Source organism: Paenibacillus agri, from assembly GCF_013359945.1.
GTDB lineage: Bacteria > Bacillota > Bacilli > Paenibacillales > Paenibacillaceae > Paenibacillus_AQ > Paenibacillus_AQ agri.
In genome coordinates this window covers 1-275 of the sequence record NZ_JABWCS010000096.1, presented here as the reverse complement: position 1 = coordinate 275, position 275 = coordinate 1, and the positions used below count along the sequence as shown (strand labels likewise).

Annotated in this window: 1 rRNA gene; it reads left to right on the top strand. The window is 54.2% G+C overall.

Annotated elements, in window-relative coordinates:
* Positions 1-275: ribosomal RNA gene (locus HPT30_RS00440) — 23S ribosomal RNA — on the top strand; the annotation flags it as partial.

Sequence of the window (275 nt, the reverse complement as noted above, 5' to 3'; positions counted from 1 at the left end):
AGTATGTGGACGTAGACCCGAAACCGTGTGATCTACCCCTGTCCAGGGTGAAGGTGCGGTAACACGCACTGGAGGCCCGAACCCACGTACGTTGAAAAGTGCGGGGATGAGGTGGGGGTAGCGGAGAAATTCCAATCGAACTCGGAGATAGCTGGTTCTCCCCGAAATAGCTTTAGGGCTAGCCTCGGTATAAAAGTAGTGGAGGTAGAGCACTGATTGGGTGCGGGGCCCGCAAGGGTTACCAAGCTCAGTCAAACTCCGAATGCCATATACTT